This window comes from Streptomyces sp. SAS_270 (assembly GCF_052543295.1).
The window spans coordinates 149,428-173,310 of sequence record NZ_JBMNDS010000001.1 but is presented as its reverse complement, the minus strand read 5'-3'; the positions used below and the strand labels follow the sequence as shown (position 1 = coordinate 173,310).

The window sequence follows — 23,883 nt, the reverse complement described above, 5'->3', positions numbered from 1 at the left end:
CCCGGATGGCGTCGGCCTGCGGACCGAACCCGAAGAGCCCTTCGTACGCCTCCGGGGCGCCCCGGGTACACCGCGAGAGGGACCCCGTCCCCTAGGGGGTGGCCCCCGTAAAAACCGTTGGCCCCCACACCTGCCGCTCATCTAGAATCTTCGCTCTTGCCCGCCTCCCTTCACGGAGAGCCGCTGCCCGGACGGAAACCGGGCGGCACCCAGTGATCCCGTTTCGCAGCAGGTTCCCGGAGGCATCCCCTTGTCCAGCCCGTCGACCCCGCCCGCCCCCGCCGACGATCCCGTCGACCCTCTCGATCCCCTCTCCCGCGAGCGGACCCATCTCGCGGACTCCCGCGCCGCACTGCGCGCGATGCGCGAGGACGTGCAGAACCTCGACATCAGCGACGTCACCGCGAACTGGGTGAACGCGGCGGTCCTGGAACGCCAGATCGGCGAGCGCATCAAGGCCCTCGCCGACCTCAGCCACACCCCGCTGTTCTTCGGGCGGCTGGACTATCTGCACGCGCCCGGCGCCGACAGGGCGGAGGGCGCGGAGGGCGAGCGCTTCTACATCGGGCGCCGGCATGTGCACGACGCGGGCGGCGACCCTATGGTGATCGACTGGCGTGCCCCGGTGTCCCAGCCGTTCTACCGGGCCTCCAAGAACGACCCGCTGGATGTGGGGCTGCGCCGCCGCTTCGGGTACACGGCCGGCGACCTCACGGCGTACGAGGACGAGCACCTGTCCGACCCGGCCGAGACAGCTGCCACCAGCAAGCTGCTCCAGCAGGAGATCGAGCGCCCGCGCGTGGGCCCGATGCGCGACATCGTGGCGACCATCCAGCCCGAGCAGGACGAGATCGTACGGGCGGGGCTCTCGGGTTCCGTGTGCGTGCAGGGCGGTCCCGGCACCGGGAAGACGGCCGTCGGCCTGCACCGCGTCGCGTATCTCCTCTACGCCCACCGCGACCGGCTCGCCCGCACCGGCACCCTCGTCATCGGCCCGAACAGGTCCTTCCTCCACTACATCGAGCAAGTGCTGCCCGCACTGGGCGAGTTGGAGGTCAAGCAGGCCACCGTCGACGATCTGGTCGCCCATGTGGAGGTACGGGGAGCCGACGACGCGACCGCCGCCGTCATCAAGGGCGACGCCCGGATGGCCGAGGTGCTGCGCCGGGCCGTGCGCTCGCACGTGACGCTGCCGACCGAGCCGGTCATGGTGGTGCGCGGCTCGCGGCGCTGGCGCGTTCCGGCGTACGAACTCGAAGAGATCGTACGGGAGTTGATGGGCCGCGACATCCGCTACGGCGCCGCCCGCGAGGCCCTGCCGCAGCGGATCGCGCACGCCGTGCTGGTCCAGATGGAGCGGTCGGGCGAGGCGCCGGACGACCGTGTGCAGGACGCCGTGGCCCGCAACGCCGCGGTGAAGGCGGCGGTGAAGGCGATCTGGCCGCCCGTCGATCCGGCCAAGCTGGTCCTGCGCCTCCTCTGCGACGCGGACTTCCTCGCCACGCACGCGGAGGGGATCCTCGACGCGGACGAGCAGAAGGAGATCCTCTGGCACAAGCCGGCGCGATCGGTGAAGTCGGCCAAGTGGTCGGCCGCCGACACGGTGTTGATCGACGAGGCGACCGACCTCGTCCAGCGGACGCACTCGCTCGGGCATGTGGTGCTCGACGAGGCGCAGGACCTGTCGCCGATGCAGTACCGGGCGGTGGGGCGGCGCTGCACGACCGGTTCGGCGACCGTCCTCGGCGATCTGGCCCAGGGCACGACCCCCTGGGCGACCCGGAGTTGGGACGAGGCGCTGCGCCACCTCGGCAAGGAGGAAGCCGTCGTCGAGGAGCTGACGGCTGGCTTCCGTGTGCCCACCGACGTCATCACGTACGCGTCCCGGCTGCTGCCGCACATCGCCCCCGGCCTGACGCCGGTCGCCTCGGTCCGGGAGAACCCGGGCTTCTTCGAGGTCCGCCCGGCCACCGGCGACCCCGAGGTGGTCGCCGCCTGTGAAGAGCTGCTGCGCAACGAGGGGTCGATCGGCCTGATCGCGGCGGATGCCCGCATCCCCGCCCTCGCCGAGGCACTGACGGCGGCCGGGCTGACGTATCTCGGCCCGGGTGAGGAGACGACGGCCGAGACCCGTCTGACCCTCGTTCCGGCCTCGCTCGCCAAGGGCCTGGAGTACGACTACGTGGTCCTGGACGAGCCGCAGGCGGTCGTCGACGGCGAACCGGACGAGCGCACGGGCCTGCGCCGCCTGTACGTGGCCCTGACCCGAGCGGTCTCGGGTCTGATCGTGACGCACGCGGCGCCGCTGCCGCCCCAACTCGGCTAATAGGGCAGGGACTTCAGCAGGGCGTCCAGGAGGCCGGGGAACCGGGCGTCGAGGTCGTCGCGGCGCAGCTGCACATAGCGGTTGCGTCCGACGGCCCGCGTCGAGGTGATGCCGGCCTCGCGCATGATGCGCATGTGGTGCGAGACGGTCGACTTGTGCAGGTGCCCGATGCCCAGCGCGTCGGGGGCGCACGAGTGCGGCTGCCCGCTCGCGTACACCTTCAGCAGCCACAGCCGCACCGGATCGCCGAGCGCGTGCAGCACCTTGACCAGCTCGATGTCGTCGGCGTCGGGCTGCGGCAGCTGCTCGCCCTCCTCGACCACTTCCTCAGTCCCTTCCTCGACCATGGCTCGATCCCCTCTCCGTACCGTTTGACAATCATCCAACAGTCTCTATTGTTTGACCAGCGTCAAACCGTTCACGGACTGCTGGGGGACCCGTGCGTCTACGTCTGCTCCTGCTCGCTCTGGGCACTTTCGCCGTCGGAACCGACGGCATGGTGATGGCCGGCATCCTGCCGCTCATCGCCCACGATCTGGACATCTCCATCTCGGTCGCCGGACAACTGGTGACCGTCTTCGCGCTGTCGTACGCGGTCCTCGCGCCCGTACTCGCGACGGCGACCGCCCGCTGGCCGCGCCGCCGGGCCCTGCTCACCGCGCTCACCGTCTTCACCCTCGCCAACGCCCTTACAGCGCTGGCCCCTTCGTACGGCTTCCTGCTCGCCACCCGCGTGCTGGCGGCCGTCGGCGCCGCTCTCTACACGCCCACGGCCAACGCCGTCGCCACCTCGCTCGTCCCGCCGGAGCGGCGCGGGCGGGCCATCGCCGTGGTGATGGGCGGACTGACCGCCGCGACGGCGCTCGGGGTTCCGCTGGGCACATGGATCGGCCGGACCGACTGGCGGCTGACGATGTGGCTCGTGACCGGCCTCGGGGTCGCCGCCTTCACGGGACTGACCCTGCTGCTGCGCGAACTCCCGCAACCCGCAGCCCTGTTGACGCTGCGGGCCCGCGTCGCCCCGCTCGCGAACCCGCGCGTCCTGGGCGCCGCCGTCACCACGTTCCTGGTCTTCCTCGCCTTCCAGACGTCGTACATCTACTACACCGTGGCCACCTACCCCGCGACGGACGGCGACCAGGACCGGCTGACCCTGCTGCTCCTGGTCTCCGGGTTCGCGTCGGTCGGCGGCGGGCAGCTGGGCGGACGGCTGGTGGACCGGTGGGGACCGCGGGCGGTGATCCTGTCCTCGGGCACGGCCTACCTGCTGCTGGCCGCCGCGCAGCCCTGGACCCTGCGCGCCATGCCGACGGCCCTGGCGGCCTCCGCGCTCACCCCGCTCGTCGGCTGGTCGATCGCCGTGGCCCTCACCGCCCGCCTCGCCTCCCTCGACCCGGCGAACGCGCCCCTGCTCATCTCCCTCAACAGCAGCGCGCTCTACCTGGGCATCGCGGCGGCCGGCGGCACCGGAAGCCTCGCGATGTCGCTGTTCGGGGACCGCTGGTTCCTGCTGGTGGGAGCGGGCTTCGCCGCGTTGGCGGTGGTGGTGGCGGCGGTCACGGCACGGGATGCGCGGCCGGAACGGGCCCCGGCGAAGCCCGCTCCCGTACGGGTCTGAGGCATGGGAAGGCCCCCGGTGCGTGTGCGCACCGGGGGCCGTTTCACGCGACCGGCAGGTCTGTTACTTGAACTTGCGGTACATGGCCTGGTAGACGGCCTTGGCGTCACCGCCGAGGCGCGGGCCGGTCAGCGCGCCGCCACCGCCCAGCGAGGTGTTGGACACCAGGTAGTTGCGCCCGCTGTGCGACATGAACCAGGGGCCGCCCGAGGAACCGCCGGTCATCGAGCAGCCGACCTGGTACTCGGCCGGGTACTTGCTCGGGTAGTTCGTGCCGAGGACGTAGCGCTTGGTCGCGCCGCGGCAGTCGTACATCTTCGAGCCCTCGTACGGCGCGCCGGCGGGGTAGCCGCGGACCTTCATGTTCTTGACCTTGTTGGCCGCCGGGGCGTTGAACCACACCGGAAGGGCCGAACCGACCTTCTCCTGCAGCGACTTCTGGCCCCTGGGCTGCTGCACGTGGAGGACGGCGTAGTCGTAGGTGGAGGCCCAGGTGCCGCTGTGGCCGGAGCCGCCCTTGATCCAGTTGTTGGACGTGACGGCCCAGTCGGCCCAGAAGCCGCCGTACGGCGAGACGCTGCGGTTGTTGGCGTTCTGCGTCGCCTGCTGGATGTTCAGGTTGCCCTTGTTGTTGAACGAAGGGTAGAAGGCGATGTTGCGGTACCAGCCGCCGCCCTTGCCCCCGTGCACGCAGTGGCCCGCGGTCCACACCATGTTCGACTTGCCCGGGTGCTTCGGGTCGCTGACGACCGCGGCCGAGCAGACGTACTCGCCCTCGGGCGTGCTGAAGAACAGCTTGCCCACGACGGCCGCGTTGTGGTGGTACGTCGACTTCACCCGCGTGGCCTTGTACTTCTTGACCGGGCCGTCGGGCTCGTAGGCGTAGACCGCGCCGCCCGAACCGGAGCTCTGGTTGGTCGACTTGGCGATCGTCGGCAGGTCCTCGGTGACGGCCTTGGCCTGGGCGATCCGCTCCGGCGACCAGAAGTCCTTGATGTACGGGTTGGCGAAGTCCTCGGCCTTGGAAGCCCAGTTGCTGTAGTCCTTCCAGCCACCGTTCTTCCACTTGTCGAGGGCGGCACCGGAGAGGTCGGTCGGGATGCCCTCGGGCAGCTTGTAGCCGCCGATCGAGGTGCCCCCGTCGTCGTCCGCACCGGTGTCGACGCCCTTGTCGGCCTGAGCCGACGCCGAGGGCTTCGAGTCGGCCGCGTCGTCCTTCTTGTTGTCGTTGCAGGCCGTGGTGGTGACCATGATGGCCGCGACCACGGCTGCGGCGGCCGCGAGCGAGCGGCTGCGTATGGATGGCATGAAGCCTGTCCCCCTGTTGTTCCCACTACTACGTGCACGTGTTTGTCATGCCCCGGTTGAAGCCGGGGCGTCTTTACTATGCACGTACACGCGTGCGGAATGATCCGCGAGCAGGCTTCAGCACACAACAACTACCCGTCGGATATAGATCCGTGACCTGCGCTCAGCCCCGCTCCCCTCACAGGCGCCGGTCCAGCGCCCGCCGCCACTCCTGTACGGCGGCCACCTCGACGGGGGCGGACCAGCCGCCCGGCCGGGCGGCGCCGCCGATGTGGAAGGCGTCGAGGCCCGCGGCGCGCAGACGGGGGACGTGGTCGAGCCGGAGGCCCCCGCCGACCATGATCCGCGGCTCGTATCCGGGTTCGCCGCGGCGGGCGGCCTCGGCGACGAGCGTGGGCAGGCCCTCGTCCACGCCGGACGCGGCGCCCGCGGTGAGATAGGCGTCCAGGCCCGGCAGGTCCGCGAGCTGCTTGCGCAGGGCGTCGCGGTCGGCGGACCGGTCGATCGCACGGTGGAAGGTCCAGCGGCAGCCGTCCAGTTCGGCGACGATCCGCTCCACGGCGGGCAGGTCGGGGCCGCCGTGCTCGTCGAGGAACCCGAGCACGAACTCGTCCGCGCCCGCCGCGCGCAGGTCCCGTGCGACGCGTACGAGCGCGTCGACGTCCCCGGCCGCGAAGCCGTCCGCGCGGCGGAGCATCACGCGCAGCGAGATGTCCACGGCGGCGCGGATGCCGGTGAAGGTCTCCACCGGCGGGGTCAGACCGTCGGCGGCCATGTCGGTGACCAGCTCAAGGCGGTCCGCGCCTCCGGCCTGGGCGGCGACCGCGTCCTCCACACCGAGGGCGATCACCTCCAGGACTGCACGCTCGCTCATAGGACCTCTTCCCTTGGGACTCGGGGGCGGCTACAGGTCTAGTCCAATCCCAGCCTACGCCGATCCCGGGGCCCACCGCGAGAAGATCACGCCGATGGCGGCGCCGTGAGCGACCCCGGGTGCCCGTCGGCCTGTCAGTCGGCCGCCGGCCGCCACTGGTCAGCCTCGCGTGCCGCCGCGCGTGCGCCGAGGAACCCCACGGTCAGGGAGACCGCGGCACACGCCGCGACGCCGGCTGCCAGGACCGGCCAGGACACGGAGCCCTCCTGCACCAGGGCGATGAAGAACACCGAGTGCCATGCGGTCACGGCCCCGGCTACCACGGTGGCGATCAGCAGGGGCACGGTGAGATGCCACGAGGTCACGGACCGGAACACCCGGCGATTGCCGGTCAGGACGGACAGCGGGGCGAGAACGTGCCGGATCCGTACGAACTCGGCCGCCGCGCTCACCGCACCGGCCACGAGGATGAAGAGGATGCCGGTGAGACCGTACAACTGGATCCAGTTCGCCAGGTGGGAGCGCGAGGACCCGAGCCAGTTCCCGCCCAGCGCCTGGACCTGCACCGAAGGATCGGGAAGCGTGTACGCGGACTGCTTCACCGCGGAGAGCTGCCCCGGTGCCGGGGTCACGACCAGGAGGGACTGCGTGCCGTCCGGCTTCACGGTGACCCGGGGAACCTGCCCGAACCTGAGGTCGCCGTACCAACGGCGCATCTCGTCGACCTGAGTGCTGCTCGCCCTCGCCGTCCCGCTGCCATCGGCGCAGGCCACATGCAGGGTGCGCAGGTCTCGACAGGGCCCCGCGAGCGTCACCCACGGGTCTCTGGGGCCCCCGGATCGTGGAAGGTGCGGGTCAGCAGCGCCGATCCGGGCGGGAGGGACGAGCGGAACCGATCGGCCTGCGCGGCGGTCATACCGCCGGTGGACACCTCGATCACGGTGTCCTTGATCCGATCGTGCGTGAGTACGGCCGCGTGCGAGTGCAGTCCGAGCCTGCTGGTCCACACCTGCATCTGGGCGACAACCCCGATGCCGATCACCATGGCCAGCGCGAGACGCACGATGACGCCGGGATGCGCGTGCGTCCAGCGTCCGCCGATCAGCCGGCCCGCGTGTCCGCTCCGCCGCCCGTTGCCCGCGAGCCAGGCGCCCAGATGGCGGGTGACGAGAGCTACGACGGAGGAGAGAAAGGCCCACATGATGGCCGTCCCGGCGGTGAAGACGAAGACCTGTGCCCTCCTGGGCATGTACTGGCTGGTCAGGACCAGTGCGGCACCGACACCGCAGGCGACCAGACGCCAGGCGGGAACGCGGGAGGTGAAGGAGGCGGGGCGAGTGGACCTGCCGTCCCGGTGGACGCGGTGCGTGCCCACCACGATGCCAAGCACCAGCAGCAGGGACACGGCGGCCGAGGCGACGGCGGTGGGCCATGCGGCCGCCAGGTCGCGGTGATCGAGGAGGTATCCGGTGGGGGGAAGTCTTGTGTCCCACACGGAGGCGGCGGTGTACGGGACGAGCGCGACGAAGGTTCCCAGGGCTGCAGGGACCGCGGCCTCACCCAGGTTGACCAGCATCCGGTGCCGCCAGGTCCCGCCCAGCGCCTGCAACAGGCTGCTGCGCCGGTCACGAGTACGGGAGCCGTCCCGCGCGGCGACCACGGTCAGGGCGAGGGCGGGCACCCCGGCCAGGAACCACAGCCCGACGACAGGGGAGCTCACGGGCCGCTGGTCGGCCATCTCCCCCGTCGCTCCACCGCCGCTTCCGAAGGCGGACACCGGCATCCACCGGTGATCGTCCTTCGGCGGTGTGCCGGCCACCCGCACGTAGGCGAACCGCTCGGAAGGGGTGACCAGACCGTCGGGGTCGATGGTTCCGGCGAACTTTCCGTACCGGGTCAGAACCCCTTCCCCCTTCCCGGTCCTGACGAGTTCGGGTGAGAGCAGGACCTCGCCCGGCTTCGGCCAGCGGGTCACACCTGCGGGGACGGGGGCATCGGGGGTGACCGGGTGGACGAACACGATGGACACGGGTGTGCTGCCGACGGAGTCGGCACCCTCCCGGTACAGCAGTGCGGCATGCCGCGCACTGCCCGTGATCACCGGGCCTCTGGCGTCCGCCCTGGTCTCGCGGCCGTCGTAGGTGGCGAAGGCGGCCACGGTCGCCAGGGTGACCAGCGCGACGGCGGCCGCGGCGCCGAACAGACCCCACCGGCGCAGGCGGTCACCCGGGGCGGAGCGACCCGCGGCGAGGCCGATCCTGATCAGTTTGCCCGCGAGGCGGAGGTTCCTGCCCATCACACGACCCCGGCCTCGGCCAGGATCCCGCCCCGCAGCTCGTGGCGGCGGTCGGCCCGGCCGGCCACCGACAGGTCGTGCGTGACCAGCAGCAGCGCGCAGCGCCGGTCGCGGGCGGCGCTGAACAGCAGCTGGGCGACGCCCTCTTTGGCGTCGGGGTCGAGGGCTCCGGTGGGCTCGTCGGCCAGGAGGACCTCCGGCGCCGTGATCAGGGCGCGGGCGACGGCGGTGCGCTGACGCTCGCCGCCGGAGAGCATGCCGGTGGGGGTGGAGTCGGCGGGGACGCCGAGCTCGTCGAGGAGTTCCTTCGCATCGCGGTACGCGTCCTGATGGCGGCCCCCGTCAAGCAGCACCGGCAGGGCGACGTTCTCCACCGGGCTGAGTTCGGGGAGGAGTTCGCCGAACTGGAACACCATGCCCATGGTCTCCCGCCGTACCTGGGCGAGCTGCCCGGACCCGAGCCCGGTGATCTCCCGCCCCCCGGCGGTGATGGTGCCCGCCTGCGGTTCGATCAGCCCGAGGACGCACATGAGCAGGGTCGACTTGCCGGAACCACTGGGCCCGGTCACCGCGACCGACTCGCCCGGCGCCACGGACAGTTCGACGTGGTCGAGAAGAATGCGCCCCTCGACCTGGTAGCACAGACCGCTCACGTGGAGCCCGGACGCATCACTTTGTTTCACAGAATCTGGCCTTTTGTCGCAGGAGTCGAGAAAACGGGAACGCCGCACCAGCCCGGACGGGCTGGTGCGGCAGATGCGATGTGGAGATCCGGTTTACGGAATGGTCCAGCTCGCCGCGCAGTCGTCCGGCGTGCCCTCGTTCTCGTCGCAGGCCTTGAACTTGTAGATCCTGGACCCGTCACCGGAATAGACGGTCGTTCCCGGGCCGCTGTGGTTCCACAGGGTCCGCTTCGTCTCCGAGCTGGCCGTCCGGTAGTACTCCGCCTTCGCCGGGTCGCCGTCACTGCTGCCGTCCTTGACGGCTATCTTCCCGCTGTCGCCACCGTCGGCAGGCGACCAGGCATGGGCACCGCCACCGCTCGACACTCTGTGTTCCCCTCCTGTGTCAAATGGCTCGTTTTCGGCCGTGGTCAAGTGGCCGACAGGCAGCCCGGGTTACCGCGTCATGGCGCCGATGCCGCAGTTCCGCGCTGTTACTCCCAGTTGTCGCAACATTCACACAGGTAACGCACAGGGGTCATTCTCTAAAGCCACGTTGGCCGAAGAACGCCATCGCGGGATCGAAACTCTCATACGTTTCAGGCCGCCCTCGGACGGCCGAGGGCAGTGCCAAGCGGAACAGTTTTCAGGGAGCACCTTCTCCCGGGTTTCCGCGCCGTGGAGTCCAAGCGGAACGTAGCGTTTCCTGGGCTTCCAGACGTTCCGCGAGGTGATTTCTCCGCCGCGAAGGGCAAGTCGAATGACCGGAACTGATCACCGGTGCGGGGCGGGTTCGGACCGTCAATCCTGCCGGGCGTAAAGCCGCAACGAGCGCTCCAGGCCCTTCTCCTCGTACGCGTGCGTCTCCACGTCCTCGCTCACGCGGGTGTACCCGGCGCGGGAAATGACGCGCTGGGAAGGGATGTTGGTGTGGTCGATGGCGGCGAAGAGGAGGTCCACGTCCTCGCGGGCGAGGGACCAGGCGGAGAGGGCGCCGAGGGCCTCGGAGGCGTAGCCGTTGCCGCGGGCCGACTCCGCCAGGTCGTAGCCGACCTCGGCGCGGCGCTCCTCGTCGGGGGTGCCGTGGAAGCCCATGCCGCCGACAGCGCGGCCGTCCTCGGTGCGGACCAGGACGAACATGCCCCACTCCGGGCGGTGCGTGCCCGCCTCGTACGACTTGGCGACCATGCCGGCGGCGAACCGGGTGCCCTCGAACGGGCCGTCCTCGACCCAGTCGAAGCCGCCGGTGCCGCCCGCGGACAGGTCGGCGGCGGCCGCGGGCGTGACCCCTTGCAGGGTGAGGCGCTCGGCGGGGATGACCAGGTTGTTGTTCCAGTGCCACTCGGTGAGCCGGGCGCGGCCGGGCAGTTCGGCGCGGCCGGTGGCCCACAGGAGGGTCGGCCAGGGGGCGTCGCCGGGGCGGACGTGCGGGAAGATCCGGGCGAGGACGTCCGCGCAGAGTTCGGCCGGGGGCTCGTACGCCAGGCCCAGGCCCTCCGCGATGTCGTGCGTGTGCACCAGGACTTCGGTGATGCCCATCGCGGCGAAGCCCTCGCGGTTCGCGCTGCGGAAGGGGTACGGATGGAAGGCGCGCACCTCGCGGGGCATCGTGCGCACGGTGGCGGCGAGCAGGGCGCCGGTCGTCTCGATCACGTCCACGTAGCCCGCGTTTTCGGTGCCGTCCTCCATGACGATGTCGAAGGGCACCCAGTCCTTGGTCGCGCGTCCGGCCAGCTGGCCCGCGTACGCGATGAGATCACCGGCGATGTGCTCGGCCGTCTCGCGGCAACTCCAGTCCAGGCGGCCCGCCTTGGTCCCCTCCCAGTCCCGCTCGACCGCCGTCCGCAGCAGCGCCGCGCAGCTCGCGACGGCTTCCTCCACCTGGTCCCCACCCATGCTTCGCATGCGGCGAGAATAGGTGATCAGGGCTCGGCGCGTTCCGAATTATCCGTACGCTCTGTCCGGTTCGGGAGGTTTGGGCAGTCGGCCGACAGCACCACGCGTGACGATCGCGTACGACGTTGCAGGCGCAGGGAAACAGCCGCCGTACCCATCCCCGCCAGTGTCAGGGCCGCTCCCGCCCACGCCGTCGAGGCGTAGCCGAAGCCCGCGTCGATGACGGTGCCGCCGAGCCACGGGCCGCCGGTGTTGCCGAGGTTGAAGGCGGCCGTGGTGGTGGCGCCGGCCAGGGTGGGCGCGGCGCCCGCGACGTTGAACATGCGGGCGTTGAGCGCGGGGGCCGTGTAGAAGCAGACCACGCCGAGGCAGAAGGAGAGGACGACGGCGGCGATCGCGTACTGCCCCAGCAGGGCCAGCGCCACCAGTACGACCGTGTCGGCGGCGATGCCGGTCAGCAGCACCCCGAAGAGGTGCGCGTCCGCGATGCGACCGCCGATCGTCGTACCGATCAGCGCGCCGACCCCGAACAGTGCGAGGACGGTCGGCACCCAGCCGTCGTCCATGCCCGCCACGTCCGTGAGCAGCGGGGCGAGATAGCTGAACGCGCAGAACACGCCGCCGGCCGCGAGCGCGATCATCGCGACGGAGAGCAGGACCTGCGGGTCGCGGTAAATGCGGAGTTCCCGCTTGAGCTGGGGTTTCTCGGCGGACAGCGGGATGCGGGGGATGAGCGTGACGACGCCGACGAGCGCGATCGCGGAGGCCGCGCCGACCGCCCAGAACGCGGACCGCCAGCCCAGGTGCTCGCCGAGGAAGGCGCCCGCGGGGACGCCGAGCACGTTCGCGATCGACAGGCCGCCGATCATCACCGCGAGTGCGCGGGCCCGGGCGTTCAGCGGCACCATCGCCACGGCCACCGCCGCGCCCACCGCCCAGAACCCGGCGCAGGCCAGCGCGCTGACCACCCGGGACGCGAAGAGGACGCCGTAGGACGGGGCGAGCGCGCCCGCGACCTGGCCCACGCCGAAGACAGCGATCAGGGACACGAGGGTCGTACGGCGGGGCAGCCGCAGCGTCGCCACCGCGAGCAGCGGCGCGCCGATGACCATGCCGATCGCGAACGCTGATATCAGCAGCCCCGCCTGCGGGATCGTGACGTCCATGTCGTCGGCGATCGGCGGCAGCAGTCCGGAGAGCATGAACTCGCTGGTGCCCAGGGCGAAGACGGAGAGACCGAGGACGTAGACGGAGAGGGGCATGCGGGGCGGGCGGGGAGCGGAGGGGCGAGCGGCGGGTGCGGGCATATCACGGTCCAACGGTGGGGGTGTGGGGACGCATTCCCCTCTTGTCCTGTGGGCGGGCGCCGGTGTCGGCGGGTCAGTCCGTCAGCCGGGCCAGCTCCGTCCGGAGGTTCTCGCGGGCCAGGGGCTCCCACTCCCGTGCACCGTAGGGCGTGGTGAACAGCCTTGGGAGGTTCAGGAGTTGGCTCAGTACGGCGGCCCGGCCCGAGCGGAACGCCTCGTCCGGGACGAAGCCGTACTCCTCGCGCACCGCGGCCGTGTACGCGGCGTACGCCGTCGCGGGCGCCGCCAGGATCGCCAGGTCCGCGTCGCACAGGACGGCGCCGTTGGAGTCACCGGGCTCGGGGGCGTGCGTGACGGTGAGGCGGACCAGGCGGGCGACCTCGGCCGTACGGGCCGGGGAGAGCCCCGCCTCCGGGAGGGCGCGCTCGGCCAGGCGCGCGGAACGCTCCTCGTTCGTCGACCGTTCCGGGAGGTAGACCGCGTCGTGGAACCAGGCCGCCAGACGGACGGCCTCCGGATCCTCGGCGTGCTCCTTCTCCACCTCGATCAGTACGTCGATGCGGTCGAGGACCGCCACCAGGTGCTCGACCGTGTGGTACCGCCGTTGCGGCTCCGACCAGCGGCGCAGCAGGTTGTCGGCGTACGGGGACGGGTCGGGCCGGCCGGCGCCGTCGCGCGCCGCCGTGAGGGTGATCCGCCAGCGGTCGCGCAGTGTGTCGTGATCGGCCATGCGTTCATTCTCCCGTGCGGCCCCGCATCCACCCCTAGCGTGGGGCCATGACTACTACGGACCCGCACGACGACGTACGTGATCCGGAACTTCCCGGACGGCTGCTGCTCGTGGAGCGCGACGCGCTGATACCCCTCCTGCGATCGCGCCCCGACTCCGACTTCGCCCTGCGGACCGCCTGCCCCGGCTGGACCGTGCGGGACGTGCTGGCGCACTGCTCGTCCGCGTTGATGCGGGTGGTGGAGAGCCGGTACGAGAAGGACGTGTTCAGCCCCGCCGCCAACGACCGGGACATCGCCGAGCGGGACGACTGGCCGCATGCGCGGGTCGTCGACGAGCTGGAACGGGGGATGACCGAGGCCGGGCCCGTGATCGCCGCGGCCGGAGGGATCATCGACCCGGTGGCGCTCGGGGAGTGGGTGCATGCGGGGGATGTGCGCGAGGCGTTCGGGGTCGCGGGGGCGTACGGGGGTGACGGGCTGCCGCACGCGCTCGCCCTGCTGGCCCGGATCACCCGGGTCAAGGGCCACGTACCGCTGCACGCGGACCTCGACGACGTGGACGAGCCGCTGCGGCTGGGGGGAGTACCGGGGGACGGGCCTCCGGCCCGCTACCTCGGCGACGCCGCCACACTGATCCGCCTCTACGCGGGCCGGCCTCTGGTGGGGACGCGGTACGAGCTGGTGGGGGCGCGGGAGGGGGAGCTCAACATCTTCGCGTGATGCGTGATGCGTGATGCGGGATGCGGGATGCGGGATGCGGGATGCGGGATGCCGCAGAACCCCGCCGGGTGCGGCCGGGTGGCCCTAAGACGGCCAGGCCCGCCCCTTGGGCCTGCGCAACCCCGAGTCGGTCAGCAGTCGTACCACCTCGCGGCTGCTCACCTCGACCGCTCCGGCCGCGACGACATCGGCGTACCGGTGCGAGGGGATGTCGTAGTGGTCGCGCTCGAACGCCCGTGGTGGGACGCCCAACCCGGCGGCGAACCCGTGCAGTTCGTCGAACGAGACGTCGCTGACGAGGTGGGACCAGAGCCGTCCGTGCCCCGGCCAGGTCGGCGGGTCGATGTACACCGTCACGACGAGGGCGTCCCGCCGGTGGCCGGCCCCAGCGAGCCCACCGACGCGACCCGGACGCCTGCCTTGTGGCACACCCAGTGCGGGTCGGGTCCCAGCTCGGGCTCGACGTCGAGGGCGTGCGGGTCGCCGGAGACACAGACGGGGCACAGCGGCCAGCGCCCGAACCGCTCGAGAAGGGCGTCCTGGACGTCCTGGGCGATCAGCCCGGCGACGAAAGCGGCACCCTCCGGCCACTGCTCGACCCACCAGCGGCGCTGTACGACGGACTCCTCGACGAGGGAGACGACGTCGGCCTCGGCCACCTCGCGCGCGACGAGATCGGCGAGCACCAGGGCGCGAGCCGCGTGCAACGCCTGCTCAAGGGGGCTGATGGGATCCATGCACCCATTGTGCGCACCCTTGACCCCATCCCCCAACGGAAAATATCTTTCAGGATGTGACCCCAGACGTGAAGGAAATTTTCGCAGGCGAGGCGCCGCCCGCCCCCGCCGCGCTCGCGGCCAAGGTGCGGACACTGGCCCCCTCGATGACCCGCTCCATGCAGCGCGTCGCCGAGGCCGTCGCCGGCGACCCGGCCGGCTGCGCGGCCCTGACGGTCACCGGCCTCGCCGAGCTCACCGGCACCAGCGAGGCGACCGTGGTCCGCACCGCCCGCCTCCTCGGCTACCCCGGCTACCGCGACCTGCGCCTCGCGCTCGCCGGCCTCGCCGCCCAGCAGCAGTCGGGCCGCGCGCCCGCCGTCACCGCGGACATCGCGGTCGACGACCCCATCGCCGACGTGGTCGCCAAGCTCGCCTACGACGAGCAGCAGACCCTCGCCGACACGGCGGCCGCACTCGACACGGTCCAGCTCGGCGCCGCCGTCACCGCCCTCGCCGCCGCCCGCCGTATCGACGTGTACGGGGTGGGCGCGTCCGGGCTGGTCGCCCAGGACCTCACCCAGAAACTGCTGCGCATAGGTCTCATAGCCCACGCGCACAGCGACCCGCATCTCGCCGTCACCAACGCCGTGCAACTGCGCGCCAAGGACGTGGCGATCGCGATCACCCACTCGGGCTCGACGGGAGACGTCATCGAACCGCTCCGCGTCGCCTTCGAGCGCGGTGCCACGACGGTCGCGATCACCGGCCGTCCCGACGGCCCGGTCACGCAGTACGCGGACCACATCCTCACCACCTCAACGGCCCGCGAGAGCGAGCTGCGACCGGCGGCGATGTCCTCGCGTACGAGCCAACTGCTGGTCGTGGACTGCCTGTTCGTGGGTGTGGCCCAGCGGACGTACGAGACGGCGGCGCCCGCGCTGTCCGCGTCGTACGAGGCACTGGCGCACCGCCACAGCCCGCGCGGCGGCGCCCGCCGCTAGCACGCCCGCTCCCCGCACCTCCCGTCCCGCCGTCCCACCTCTCTCCTTTACCCGCGCACCGGAAAGAGCCGCCGTACATGACCTCCCCTCTCGACGCCTCGTCCCCCTACCGCGATCTGCGAGCCGAGCTGGAGACGCTGACCACCGAGGCATTCCGTCCTGAACTGTCCGGGATCGACCGGCTGGCGACGCTGGAGATCGCCCGGATCATGAACGCGGAGGACGCGACCGTGCCGACGGCGGTCGCCGAGCAGCTCCCGCTCATCGCCGCCGCGATCGACGACATCGCGGAGCGCATGGCGAAGGGCGGCCGCCTCCTCTACGCCGGTGCCGGCACGGCGGGCCGCCTGGGCGTACTGGACGCCTCCGAGTGCCCTCCCACCTTCAACACGGACCCGTCGCAGGTGGTGGGCCTGATCGCGGGCGGCCCCGAGGCCATGGTCACCTCGGTCGAGGGCGCGGAGGACTCCAGGGAGCTGGCGGCGGCGGACCTGACACGGCTGTCGCTGACCGCCGACGACACGGTGGTCGGCGTCTCCGCCTCGGGCCGCACGCCGTACGCGATCGGCGCGGTCGAACACGCCCGTGCGCAGGGCGCGTTGACGATCGGCCTGTCCTGCAACGCGGGCAGCGCCCTGGCGGCCGCCGCCGACCACGGCATCGAGGTCGTCGTCGGCCCGGAGCTGCTCACGGGCTCCACGCGCCTCAAGGCGGGCACCGCACAGAAGCTCGTCCTCAACATGCTGTCCACGATCACGATGATCCGGCTCGGCAAGACGTACGGGAACCTGATGGTCGACGTACGCGCCTCGAACGAGAAGCTGCGCGCCCGCTCCCGCCGTATCGTCGCGCTGGCCACGGGCGCCCCCGACGAGGAGATCGAGAAGGCCCTCGCGGCGACGGACGGCGAGGTGAAGAACGCGATCCTGGTCATCCTGGGCGAGGTGGACGGCCCCACGGCAGCCCGCCTTCTGGAGGAGAGCGCGGGCCACCTGCGCGCGGCGCTCACTGCGGCGGCGCCCTGACGAGCACGCTCAGGGGGTGAGCACTCCTTCCCCCTCCGCCACGGCCGCCGCGATCCTCCCGCTGGTCGGCGGCCCCGCGAACATCATGTCCGTCGCCCACTGCATGACCCGCCTACGGCTCGGTCTGCGGGACCGCGGCCCGGTCGACGAGGACGCGCTGAAGGCACTGCCCGCCGTACTCGGCGTGGTCGACGACGACACGTACCAGATCGTGCTGGGCCCGGGCGCGGTCGCACGGGTGGCCCCGGAGTTCGAACGCCTCGTCTCCACCAGTGCAGACGAACCGGCCGCCCGCGGCGCCCAGTTGAAGGAATCCCAGCGCAGGCGCAACGCGACCCCCCTCAAGCTCGCCCTGCGCCGCATCGCCAACATCTTCGTCCCCCTCATCCCCGCCCTGATCGGCTGCGGAGTCATCGCAGGCCTCAACGGCCTGCTGGTCAACGCCGGTTGGCTGCCCTCGCTCACCCCCGCACTGACGGCCATCGCCTCCGGCTTCATGTCACTGATCGCGGTCTTCGTCGGCTACAACACGGCGAAGGAGTTCGGCGGGACGCCGGTCCTCGGCGGGGCGGTGGCAGCGGTCATCGTCTACGCGGGGGTCGCCAAGGTGACGGCGTTCGGCATGACGCTCGCGCCCGGCCAGGGCGGTGTGCTGGGCGCGCTGGCCGCCGCACTCCTCGGGACGTACGTCGAGCGGTGGTGCCGCACCTGGGTCCCGGAAACCCTCGACGTGCTGGTCACCCCCACCCTCACCGTCCTCCTCGCCGGCCTGACCACGCTCTACGGCCTCATGTACGCGGCCGGGGAGATCTCCTCCGCCATCGGCACAGCGGCGGACCGGCTGCTGTCCACCACCGGCGCCTTCGCGGGCCTCGTCCTGGGCGGCCTGTTCCTCCCCCTGGTGATGCTGGGCCTGCACCAGGCCCTGATCCCCATCCACACCACCCTCATCGAGCAGCAGGGCTACACGGTCCTGCTCCCCATCCTGGCCATGGCGGGCGCGGGCCAGGTGGGCGCGGCGATGGCGGTGTACGTCCGCCTGCGCCACGACCACTCCCTCCGTACGACGATCAGGTCGGCGCTCCCCGCGGGCCTGCTCGGCGTCGGCGAACCCCTGATCTACGGCGTCTCCCTCCCCCTCGGCCGCCCGTTCCTCACGGCCTGCGCGGGCGGCGCGGCGGGCGGCGCCTTCATCGGCTTCTTCTCGATGCTCGGCGAAAAGGTGGGCTCCACGGCGATCGGCCCCTCGGGCTGGGCCCTGTTCCCGCTGCTGGCCGGAAACAGGGGTCTGGGTCTGACGGCGGCGATCTACGCGGGCGGACTGCTGACGGGTTACGCGGTGGGGTTCGGGGCGACGTACTTCTTCGGTGCGGTGAAGGTGAGTGCCGGCGATGTCAGTGGCGTGTGTGACTCTGGTGTTCCGACAGCACACCGCCCGGCGGAGGGGACGAGGACACCGTGAAGGGGACGAGGACACCGTGAACCACGCACAACTGACCCAGCTGGGTCGCGCCCTGCGGGTCCTCGGCGAGCACGGGGACGCACTGACCACCGACACCCCCGACGCGAAGCTGCACGAGGTGAAGGCCGACCTGAAGCGGGCGCTCGACCTGCTGGACGAGAGCGTCAGCAGCGCGGCGCCCACCACGCGCTGCGCCGAGCATCCGCAGGGCCCTGTCGACGAGGACGCCTCCGACCTGTGCCTGCTCTGCGAGACCCGCCGCCGCGCCGCCCGCCGCTCCCAGGTCAACGGCGCGTACGCGAGTGCTCGCGCCGACGCCCGGGGCACCGACCCCGCGCAGAGCCACTCCCGCTACGGCGTACGGGCCGACCGGCCGCAGCCCCAGCAGCGCTGGCTCCCGGAGATGTGGACCGGCCAGGCGTGGCAGCTGTGCGGCACCCCACGCCGCGACCGCCAGGAGGCCGAGGCCTACCTCGCCGCCCAGCGCAGAGTCCCGCAGCCCGCCATGTCCTACCGCCTGGTCCACGAGTTCACCGACTACGAGGTCCTGCGCATCTGGGGAGAGCCACGGAAGATCGACATCGAGCCGATGGGGAACCTGTAGAGCTGTAGTCCTTCGGCGCCTGGGTGGGTCAGCGGCAGCGGAGAGCCCTTCGAGGCCGGGGCTAGGCGGGCTCACGGCAGCCGGCCCTCCCGGTTGATCCGCCGGACCCGCTCCCGCAGCACCTCCCCCGGCGGCGCCTCCCCCAGCGCGTCCGGCGGACAGTCCCACTCCCGCCCGCCACCCACAGGCCGCAGCTGCACGTATCCACCCTCGCGCCCCATCACCTCACCGACCCGCCCGTCCCGCACGTCGACGGCGTAGGCCCTGACGGGGCCATCGGCCTGGGGCTCGCACAACTCCCCGCTTCCGACATCCCCGCTCACGACATCTCCAGCACGGTGGCCAGCCGCACCGCCGTACGCACATTGCAGCGCCCGAGCGCGACCAGAGCGAACGGCTCCTCGCTCGCGCCGGTCACCGGGTCGACCCGCAGCGACGGCAGTACGACACCGACGTCCGCGAGGGCCGCGCGCAGCCGCTCCACCACTTCCTCGGTCGACCCGATCCGCTCACTCGCCGTCATGTCCATCGCGCCGGTGCCTCCACTCTGAGTGTCCACGTTCACCACACAGCGTGTCTGCCACCCGTCTAACCTGGCCAGAGACGGCGCCCCAACAACCCCGCCTGTGTGACAGGGAGTTGCGCATGCCAGGACCGAAGGACCTCGACCCCTCCTCCTCACCCCGCGCCCTGATCGGCGCCGAACTGCGCCACGCCCGCGAGAAGGCGGGCCTCAGCCAGAGCGAACTGGGCGAGCCGCTGTTCGTGAGCGGCTCGTTCATCGGCCAACTTGAGGCAGGCACGCGGCGCCTGCACCGCGAATACGCGGCCCAGATAGACGAGATCCTTGGCACGAAGGGGTTTTTCGAGCGCAACTGCCAGGCACTGGCCAAGTCGAAGTACCCGGACCATTTCGCGGAGGCGGCGGAGGCGGAGGCGGTTGCTACGGCGATCAGGCAGTACGCACAGCTCCTGATCCCTGGGCTGCTCCAGACGAGGGCGTACGCGGTGGCGGTCTTCCGCGCGTACCGGCCTACGGCTCCCGACGCCGAGATCGATGCCCTCGTGGCGGCCCGACTCGAACGCGCCCACCTTCTCGACGATCCAACAACGCCGTTGTTGTGGGCGGTAGTCGACGAGGCCGCGCTCCGGCGAGAGGTGGGCGGCAGAGCGGTGATGGCGGAGGCGCTCCGTCACGTGGCGGACCTCGCAGGCCAACACCGGATCATCGTGCAGGTGCTCCCGTTCGGCGCCGGGGCGCACGCGGCGATGGACGGTCCTCTGAAGCTCATGGAGTTCGAAGACGCGCCTCCGCTCTCGTTCGTCGAAGCACCGGACATGGGAAAGCTGTTGGATGACCCGGCCACGGTCGCCCGCCACACCCTGATGTTCAACCTCCTCCAGGCGGCGGCGCTTTCCCCGCCAGATTCCCTGGCCCTGATCAAGTCGGTGGCGCAGGATTACGAGCATGGAGAAGAGCATCCGTGAGTACGACCTCAGCACGGCCATCTGGTGCAAGTCCAGCTACAGCGGCGGCCAGGGCGGCGACTGCCTGGAGGTCGCCCGCTGGCGCAAGTCGACACACAGCGGTGGCGACGGCGCTGACTGCCTGGAAGTAGCCGACGGCCAGCCCGCCCTCGTCCCCGTCCGCGACTCCAAGAACCCCCTCGGCCCGAAGCTGGTGTTCCGGGCCGAGTCCTGGTCGGTGTTCGTCAACAACCTCAAGAACGCGACAGCAGCCCCTCGTTTGTGAGGTGGCTGTGGGGCGACGTCGGCAAACTTCAGGCCCGGCGTCTAGAAACGGGCGGCGCCTCGGCGTAGGTGAGCGTATTTGCCGGTGGAACATGCGCTACCTCGTGACGGCCGACCCGCGCGCTGCGACGTTGGGCGCATCCGACCGAGGAGGCAAAGATGCCTGGGTACGCCAAGAGCGACGCGGAGGCCAAGGAGAGGCTTCTCTCCTACTGCGACAAGATCGACCTCGACCCGGCGTGGATCAGCGACAGCAAGTGGGACACCACCATCAGGATCGCCCGCCAGAAGGAGTACGGCTGGGACGAGGCCGAGAACACGATCGACAGCGACAAGACCGAGATAGCCGGGGCCAAGGCCAAGGAGGCTCGCCAGGCAAAGCTCGACGGGGACGCGAGCAATCTGATGAACACCATCTTGGCCACCCCCGCCCTGAACAACACCCCCGCGCACAGGATGCTGGTCCAGTGCGCCGCCGCCTACGTCGGGGGCATCAGGACCAACCTGGGGTACGGCTCGAAGATGACGCGGGCGGCGTACGCGACCGTGCGCGGCCAGTGGACCCAGATTTCCCAGCAAGCCGGGGGCGGCGTGTACACGGCGTTCGTGAGCCATGACCCGCAGGACAAGGCCGCGTTGGGCAAGATCTGGGTCGGCGACACCCTGGCCGTACGCGGCGTCCAGGGCAACCTGCTCGTGAGGATCGGCGGCATGCGCTTCAACATGCACGTCGACATCACGGACTGAAGCCGGCGGCCGGCAACCGCCGATCACCCCTGACGCGGCTTCCGGAAGCTCAGTCCACCGGCAGCCGCGTCACGCTCGACACCTTCAGCTGCACCGGGAGCGCGCCCGTGTCGAGCTGGGCCGCCAGTTCCTGGGCGGAGCGCTGGGTGAAGTTGCCCGAGATCTCGGCATTACCGCCGGTGAGTGCCTGAGCGACCGTCGGGGCGGACAGCACGGTGTCGTCGAGGACGATCGCGAACTGGTTGGCCGGGGACTGCTGCTTGGCCAGCCGCCCGGTGACGTCCCCGAACCGCTTGGACCCCGCCGCCGTGAACTTCAGCTGGACCATCCAGCCCGCGCCCTGGTTCTTGTCGTACGTCGCCTTCGCGTCGGACACGTCCGTCCCCGGAACGGCGACCGCTTCGAGCACGTACTTGGTGAGGGCGTTGTCCCCCTGTCCGCACGCCGTGAAGGCATCCGGCGTAGCGGGGACCGGCGCCCGGCACTCGTCCTTCGTCTTGACGGCCGTCTGGCCCAGCACCGGCCGGAACCCCAACTCGGCTGTCCGCCCGAGGGACTTCAGCGCCTCCTGGCTGTCCCCGGGCTGGGTGGCCACGATCTCTCCGTTCCGGACGGTGACCTCCACGCCCGCCATCCCCGCCTCCGCCGCCCGCTTCCGCATCAACTCGGCGGTCCGCTCCACCTCCGCGTCACCCCGCGACCCTTCGACGGAGAAGTCGACGGAGGTCAGCTTCCACCGACCCGAGGCCGAGGCCGAAGAAGAGGCCGACGGAGTCTCCACGGGCGCCTTGGACCCCGTACCAGCGCTGTGATCCTCAGCCGTGGATCTCCCGCCCCCTCCGGCTCCCGACAGATCCGGCGAGGAGCCGCCACAGGCCCCCAACGTCGCACACGCCACCGCAACGGCACCGACCCCGACCGCAATCCTGCGCATCCCTGCCATGTGTCCCCCAAGGCTCTGTCCCGGTGTGACCGTGAGGCAGTCCGCGCTCATGCGACCCCCCGAGCCGCATGCCATGGTGACAGCAACCCACCCCCACGGACAGGCAGTTGTCACGAGATCCACCCGAAGGCGGCATCCCCATCGCTATGGGGCGGCCCCTCCGGAACGTCCGGAACCTGCGCGTTACGCGTTTGTCTGCGAGACCTCCGCCGACTCGCCCGCGTCGGGAGTGATGGCCGGCTCCGCCGGTGTCGCGTCGGTTCGGCGTCCCGGGAGGAACGATGCCAGGACGAAGGCGAGGATCGCCGCGCCGGCGCCGATGGCCATGACGACCTTGAAGGCGTTCTCGGAGGGGAGGGCGTGGGAGCCGAGATCGGTGGTCATCTGGGCGAGGACGACGCCGGCGATGGCGCTGGCGAACGACGTACCGATGGACCGCATCAGGGTGTTGAGGCTGTTCGCGGCGCCCGTCTCGGAGGCGGGCACGGCGCCCATGATGAGGGCCGGCATGGCGCCGTAGGCGAAGCCGACACCGGCGCCGATGACGCAGGAGACCAGGACGAGGTGCCAGACCTCGGACATCAGCAGGATGTTGAGGCCGTAGCCCGCGGCGACGATGACGGCGCCGCACATCAGCGTGATCTTCGGGCCCTTCGTCTTGGTGATCGCGGCGGAGACGGGCGCCATGGCCATCATCACCAGACCCTGCGGGGCCATCACGAGACCGACGGTCATCATGGACCTGCCGAGGCCGTAGCCGGTCTGTTCGGGCAGCTGGAGCAGCTGCGGCAGGACCAGCGACATGGCGAACATCGAGAAGCCGAACGCGATGGACGCGAGGTTGGTGAACAGCACCTGGCGGCGCACGGTGGTGCGCAGGTCCACCAGCGGCTGGGCGGTGCGCAGCTCGTAGAAGCCCCACGCCACCAGCACGAGGACCGCCACGGCGAAGAGACCGAGGACGGTCCCGCTCGTCCAGCCCCAGTCGGCGCCCTTGGAGACGGCCAGCAGCAGGGACACCAGACCGATGGCCATACCGATGGAGCCGACCAGGTCGAAGCGGCCGCCGGTGCGGACCTTGGACTCCGGTACGAACGTCAGGACGAGCGCGAAGGCGACGACGCCGAGCGAGGCGGACGTCCAGAACAGGATGTGCCAGTCGAAGTTGTCGGCGATGAAGGCGGCGGCGGGCAGACCGAGGGCGCCGCCCACCCCGAGCGAGGCGCTCATCAGCGCGGTCGACCCGGCGAGGCGCTCGGCGGGCAGCACGTCCCGCATGACGCTGATGCCGAGCGGGACGACGGCGGCCGCGAGGCCCTGGAGAGTGCGGCCGACGATGGCCGGAACCAGCGAGTCGGCCATCGCGACGACGAGTGAACCGGTGACCAGCAGCACCAGGCTGACCAGGAGCATGCGGCGCTTGCCGAACATGTCGCCGAGGCGGCCCGCGACCGGGGTGGCGACGGCGGCGGCCAGCAGCGTGGCGGTGATGGCCCAGGCGGTGTTCGACGCCGAGGCGTCGAGGTACTTGGGCAGCTCGGGCACGATCGGGATGACGAGGGTCTGCATCAGCGAGACCACGATTCCGGCGAAGGCCAGGACCGCCACCACGGCGTTCGACCGCGGCGGGGCGGAACCGCCCGCCGCGGCGGGTCGGGCGAGGGCGTCGGACATGGAAGGGCCTCCGTCGGATGAGCAGGACTGTGCGACCTACCGAACTACTTGACTTACGCAAGCTTAAGTCACTTGATTGACTTAAGCAAGGTGACCAGATCAGCACCGTCGGACCCCCGCACGCCCACCCCGGACACGCCTGAGGGCGGCACCCCGACCGATGTCGGGATGCCGCCCTCACAAACTCGTGGGTGCCGCCCTCACAAACTCAGGGGCG

The 23,883-nt window shown here is 71.1% G+C and carries 27 protein-coding genes; 11 read left to right on the top strand and 16 right to left on the bottom strand.

The genetic code is table 11. From position 1 onward, the window contains the following. Positions 1 to 250: 250 nt before the first annotated feature. Complete coding sequence (locus ACN6LB_RS00910) at positions 251 to 2,326, top strand: HelD family protein (protein WP_445024120.1); 2,076 nt, start codon at positions 251 to 253, stop codon at positions 2,324 to 2,326. Here ACN6LB_RS00910 and ACN6LB_RS00905 read toward each other — a convergent pair. Then, positions 2,323 to 2,673 (bottom strand): ArsR/SmtB family transcription factor, encoded by a 351-nt coding sequence (locus ACN6LB_RS00905; protein ID WP_445024119.1) that lies wholly within the window; start codon positions 2,671 to 2,673, stop codon positions 2,323 to 2,325. The two genes, ACN6LB_RS00910 and ACN6LB_RS00905, sit on opposite strands and share 4 nt — an antisense overlap. A gap of 92 nt (positions 2,674 to 2,765) precedes the next feature. On the opposite strand from ACN6LB_RS00905, the gene ACN6LB_RS00900 reads away from it, so the two are divergent. After that, the gene (locus ACN6LB_RS00900; RefSeq protein WP_356149208.1) at positions 2,766 to 3,944 is read left to right on the top strand and encodes an MFS transporter; all 1,179 of its coding nucleotides are present in this window, start codon (positions 2,766 to 2,768) and stop codon (positions 3,942 to 3,944) included. Positions 3,945 to 4,007: 63 nt separating this feature from the next. On the opposite strand, the gene ACN6LB_RS00895 is transcribed toward ACN6LB_RS00900, so the two are convergent. From ACN6LB_RS00895 to ACN6LB_RS00855, 9 genes are all read right to left on the bottom strand, one after another. Further along, complete coding sequence (locus ACN6LB_RS00895; RefSeq protein WP_356149205.1) at positions 4,008 to 5,252, bottom strand: trypsin-like serine peptidase; 1,245 nt, start codon at positions 5,250 to 5,252, stop codon at positions 4,008 to 4,010. 178 nt (positions 5,253 to 5,430) lie between these two features. Further along, positions 5,431 to 6,126 carry a copper homeostasis protein CutC gene (locus ACN6LB_RS00890; protein WP_445024118.1) on the bottom strand — a complete coding sequence of 232 codons (696 nt, stop codon included), beginning with the start codon at positions 6,124 to 6,126 and terminating at the stop codon, positions 5,431 to 5,433. A gap of 134 nt (positions 6,127 to 6,260) precedes the next feature. After that, positions 6,261 to 6,941: a hypothetical protein gene (locus ACN6LB_RS00885; protein WP_445024117.1), complete on the bottom strand. Its 681-nt coding sequence runs from the start codon at positions 6,939 to 6,941 to the stop codon at positions 6,261 to 6,263. Further along, a complete protein-coding gene (locus ACN6LB_RS00880) occupies positions 6,938 to 8,422 on the bottom strand; it encodes a hypothetical protein (RefSeq protein WP_445024116.1) in 1,485 nt (494 codons plus the stop codon). The genes ACN6LB_RS00885 and ACN6LB_RS00880 overlap by 4 nt, the downstream gene beginning before the upstream one ends. Then, positions 8,422 to 9,075, bottom strand: a complete 654-nt coding sequence (locus ACN6LB_RS00875) for an ABC transporter ATP-binding protein (protein ID WP_445024115.1) — start codon at positions 9,073 to 9,075, stop codon at positions 8,422 to 8,424. The genes ACN6LB_RS00880 and ACN6LB_RS00875 overlap by 1 nt, the downstream gene beginning before the upstream one ends. A 123-nt stretch (positions 9,076 to 9,198) precedes the next feature. Beyond that, positions 9,199 to 9,471: a hypothetical protein gene (locus tag ACN6LB_RS00870; protein ID WP_445024114.1), complete on the bottom strand. Its 273-nt coding sequence runs from the start codon at positions 9,469 to 9,471 to the stop codon at positions 9,199 to 9,201. Between the two features lie 414 nt (positions 9,472 to 9,885). Continuing rightward, positions 9,886 to 10,989: a GNAT family N-acetyltransferase gene (locus ACN6LB_RS00865; RefSeq protein WP_445024113.1), complete on the bottom strand. Its 1,104-nt coding sequence runs from the start codon at positions 10,987 to 10,989 to the stop codon at positions 9,886 to 9,888. 17 nt (positions 10,990 to 11,006) lie between these two features. Then, positions 11,007 to 12,242, bottom strand: a complete 1,236-nt coding sequence (locus tag ACN6LB_RS00860; protein WP_445024192.1) for a Cmx/CmrA family chloramphenicol efflux MFS transporter — start codon at positions 12,240 to 12,242, stop codon at positions 11,007 to 11,009. A gap of 118 nt (positions 12,243 to 12,360) precedes the next feature. Then, positions 12,361 to 13,017, bottom strand: coding sequence for an HD domain-containing protein (locus tag ACN6LB_RS00855; RefSeq protein WP_445024112.1), 657 nt, complete (start codon positions 13,015 to 13,017; stop codon positions 12,361 to 12,363). 47 nt (positions 13,018 to 13,064) lie between these two features. On the opposite strand from ACN6LB_RS00855, the gene ACN6LB_RS00850 reads away from it, so the two are divergent. Then, entirely contained in the window at positions 13,065 to 13,739 is a 675-nt protein-coding gene (locus ACN6LB_RS00850; protein WP_445024111.1) for a maleylpyruvate isomerase family mycothiol-dependent enzyme, read from the top strand. 84 nt (positions 13,740 to 13,823) lie between these two features. On the opposite strand, the gene ACN6LB_RS00845 is transcribed toward ACN6LB_RS00850, so the two are convergent. Together ACN6LB_RS00845 and ACN6LB_RS00840 are read right to left on the bottom strand one after the other, a co-directional pair. Continuing rightward, positions 13,824 to 14,096: a DUF4031 domain-containing protein gene (locus ACN6LB_RS00845; RefSeq protein WP_356142151.1), complete on the bottom strand. Its 273-nt coding sequence runs from the start codon at positions 14,094 to 14,096 to the stop codon at positions 13,824 to 13,826. Beyond that, complete coding sequence (locus ACN6LB_RS00840) at positions 14,093 to 14,476, bottom strand: hypothetical protein (RefSeq protein WP_445024110.1); 384 nt, start codon at positions 14,474 to 14,476, stop codon at positions 14,093 to 14,095. The genes ACN6LB_RS00845 and ACN6LB_RS00840 overlap by 4 nt, the downstream gene beginning before the upstream one ends. 56 nt (positions 14,477 to 14,532) lie before the next feature. Between ACN6LB_RS00840 and ACN6LB_RS00835 the strand changes: the two genes are divergently transcribed. The 4 genes from ACN6LB_RS00835 (at position 14,533) to ACN6LB_RS00820 (ending at position 18,550) form a co-directional block, all read left to right on the top strand. After that, positions 14,533 to 15,459, top strand: a complete 927-nt coding sequence (locus ACN6LB_RS00835) for a MurR/RpiR family transcriptional regulator (protein ID WP_356142155.1) — start codon at positions 14,533 to 14,535, stop codon at positions 15,457 to 15,459. Between the two features lie 77 nt (positions 15,460 to 15,536). Beyond that, the gene (gene murQ, locus ACN6LB_RS00830) at positions 15,537 to 16,484 is read left to right on the top strand and encodes an N-acetylmuramic acid 6-phosphate etherase (RefSeq protein WP_445024109.1); all 948 of its coding nucleotides are present in this window, start codon (positions 15,537 to 15,539) and stop codon (positions 16,482 to 16,484) included. A 16-nt stretch (positions 16,485 to 16,500) separates the two neighbouring features. Beyond that, a complete protein-coding gene (locus ACN6LB_RS00825; RefSeq protein ID WP_445024108.1) occupies positions 16,501 to 17,946 on the top strand; it encodes a PTS transporter subunit EIIC in 1,446 nt (481 codons plus the stop codon). 16 nt (positions 17,947 to 17,962) lie between these two features. Beyond that, the gene (locus ACN6LB_RS00820; RefSeq protein ID WP_356142161.1) at positions 17,963 to 18,550 is read left to right on the top strand and encodes a hypothetical protein; all 588 of its coding nucleotides are present in this window, start codon (positions 17,963 to 17,965) and stop codon (positions 18,548 to 18,550) included. A 71-nt stretch (positions 18,551 to 18,621) separates the two neighbouring features. Here ACN6LB_RS00820 and ACN6LB_RS00815 read toward each other — a convergent pair whose 3' ends face one another. Both ACN6LB_RS00815 and ACN6LB_RS00810 read right to left on the bottom strand, forming a co-directional pair. Then, on the bottom strand, positions 18,622 to 18,873 hold the full coding sequence (locus tag ACN6LB_RS00815) for a hypothetical protein (RefSeq protein WP_445024107.1): 252 nt from the start codon (positions 18,871 to 18,873) through the stop codon (positions 18,622 to 18,624). Beyond that, positions 18,870 to 19,109: a hypothetical protein gene (locus tag ACN6LB_RS00810; RefSeq protein WP_445024106.1), complete on the bottom strand. Its 240-nt coding sequence runs from the start codon at positions 19,107 to 19,109 to the stop codon at positions 18,870 to 18,872. Before ACN6LB_RS00810 ends, ACN6LB_RS00815 begins: the two co-directional genes overlap by 4 nt. A gap of 86 nt (positions 19,110 to 19,195) precedes the next feature. Between ACN6LB_RS00810 and ACN6LB_RS00805 the strand changes: the two genes are divergently transcribed. From ACN6LB_RS00805 to ACN6LB_RS00795, 3 genes are all read left to right on the top strand, one after another. After that, complete coding sequence (locus ACN6LB_RS00805) at positions 19,196 to 20,038, top strand: helix-turn-helix domain-containing protein (protein ID WP_445024105.1); 843 nt, start codon at positions 19,196 to 19,198, stop codon at positions 20,036 to 20,038. Further along, positions 20,019 to 20,303, top strand: coding sequence for a DUF397 domain-containing protein (locus ACN6LB_RS00800; RefSeq protein WP_445024104.1), 285 nt, complete (start codon positions 20,019 to 20,021; stop codon positions 20,301 to 20,303). The genes ACN6LB_RS00805 and ACN6LB_RS00800 overlap by 20 nt, the downstream gene beginning before the upstream one ends. A 158-nt stretch (positions 20,304 to 20,461) precedes the next feature. Next, positions 20,462 to 21,049, top strand: coding sequence for a hypothetical protein (locus tag ACN6LB_RS00795; protein ID WP_445024103.1), 588 nt, complete (start codon positions 20,462 to 20,464; stop codon positions 21,047 to 21,049). A gap of 49 nt (positions 21,050 to 21,098) precedes the next feature. Here the strand turns inward: ACN6LB_RS00795 and ACN6LB_RS00790 are convergent, their stop codons facing one another. Continuing rightward, positions 21,099 to 21,644 (bottom strand): preprotein translocase subunit SecD, encoded by a 546-nt coding sequence (locus ACN6LB_RS00790; protein ID WP_445024102.1) that lies wholly within the window; start codon positions 21,642 to 21,644, stop codon positions 21,099 to 21,101. 19 nt (positions 21,645 to 21,663) lie between these two features. On the opposite strand from ACN6LB_RS00790, the gene ACN6LB_RS00785 reads away from it, so the two are divergent. Further along, on the top strand, positions 21,664 to 21,861 hold the full coding sequence (locus tag ACN6LB_RS00785; RefSeq protein ID WP_356142167.1) for a hypothetical protein: 198 nt from the start codon (positions 21,664 to 21,666) through the stop codon (positions 21,859 to 21,861). A gap of 314 nt (positions 21,862 to 22,175) precedes the next feature. On the opposite strand, the gene ACN6LB_RS00780 is transcribed toward ACN6LB_RS00785, so the two are convergent. Further along, positions 22,176 to 23,666 (bottom strand): MFS transporter, encoded by a 1,491-nt coding sequence (locus ACN6LB_RS00780; RefSeq protein ID WP_445024101.1) that lies wholly within the window; start codon positions 23,664 to 23,666, stop codon positions 22,176 to 22,178. Between the last annotated feature and the right edge of the window lie 217 nt (positions 23,667 to 23,883).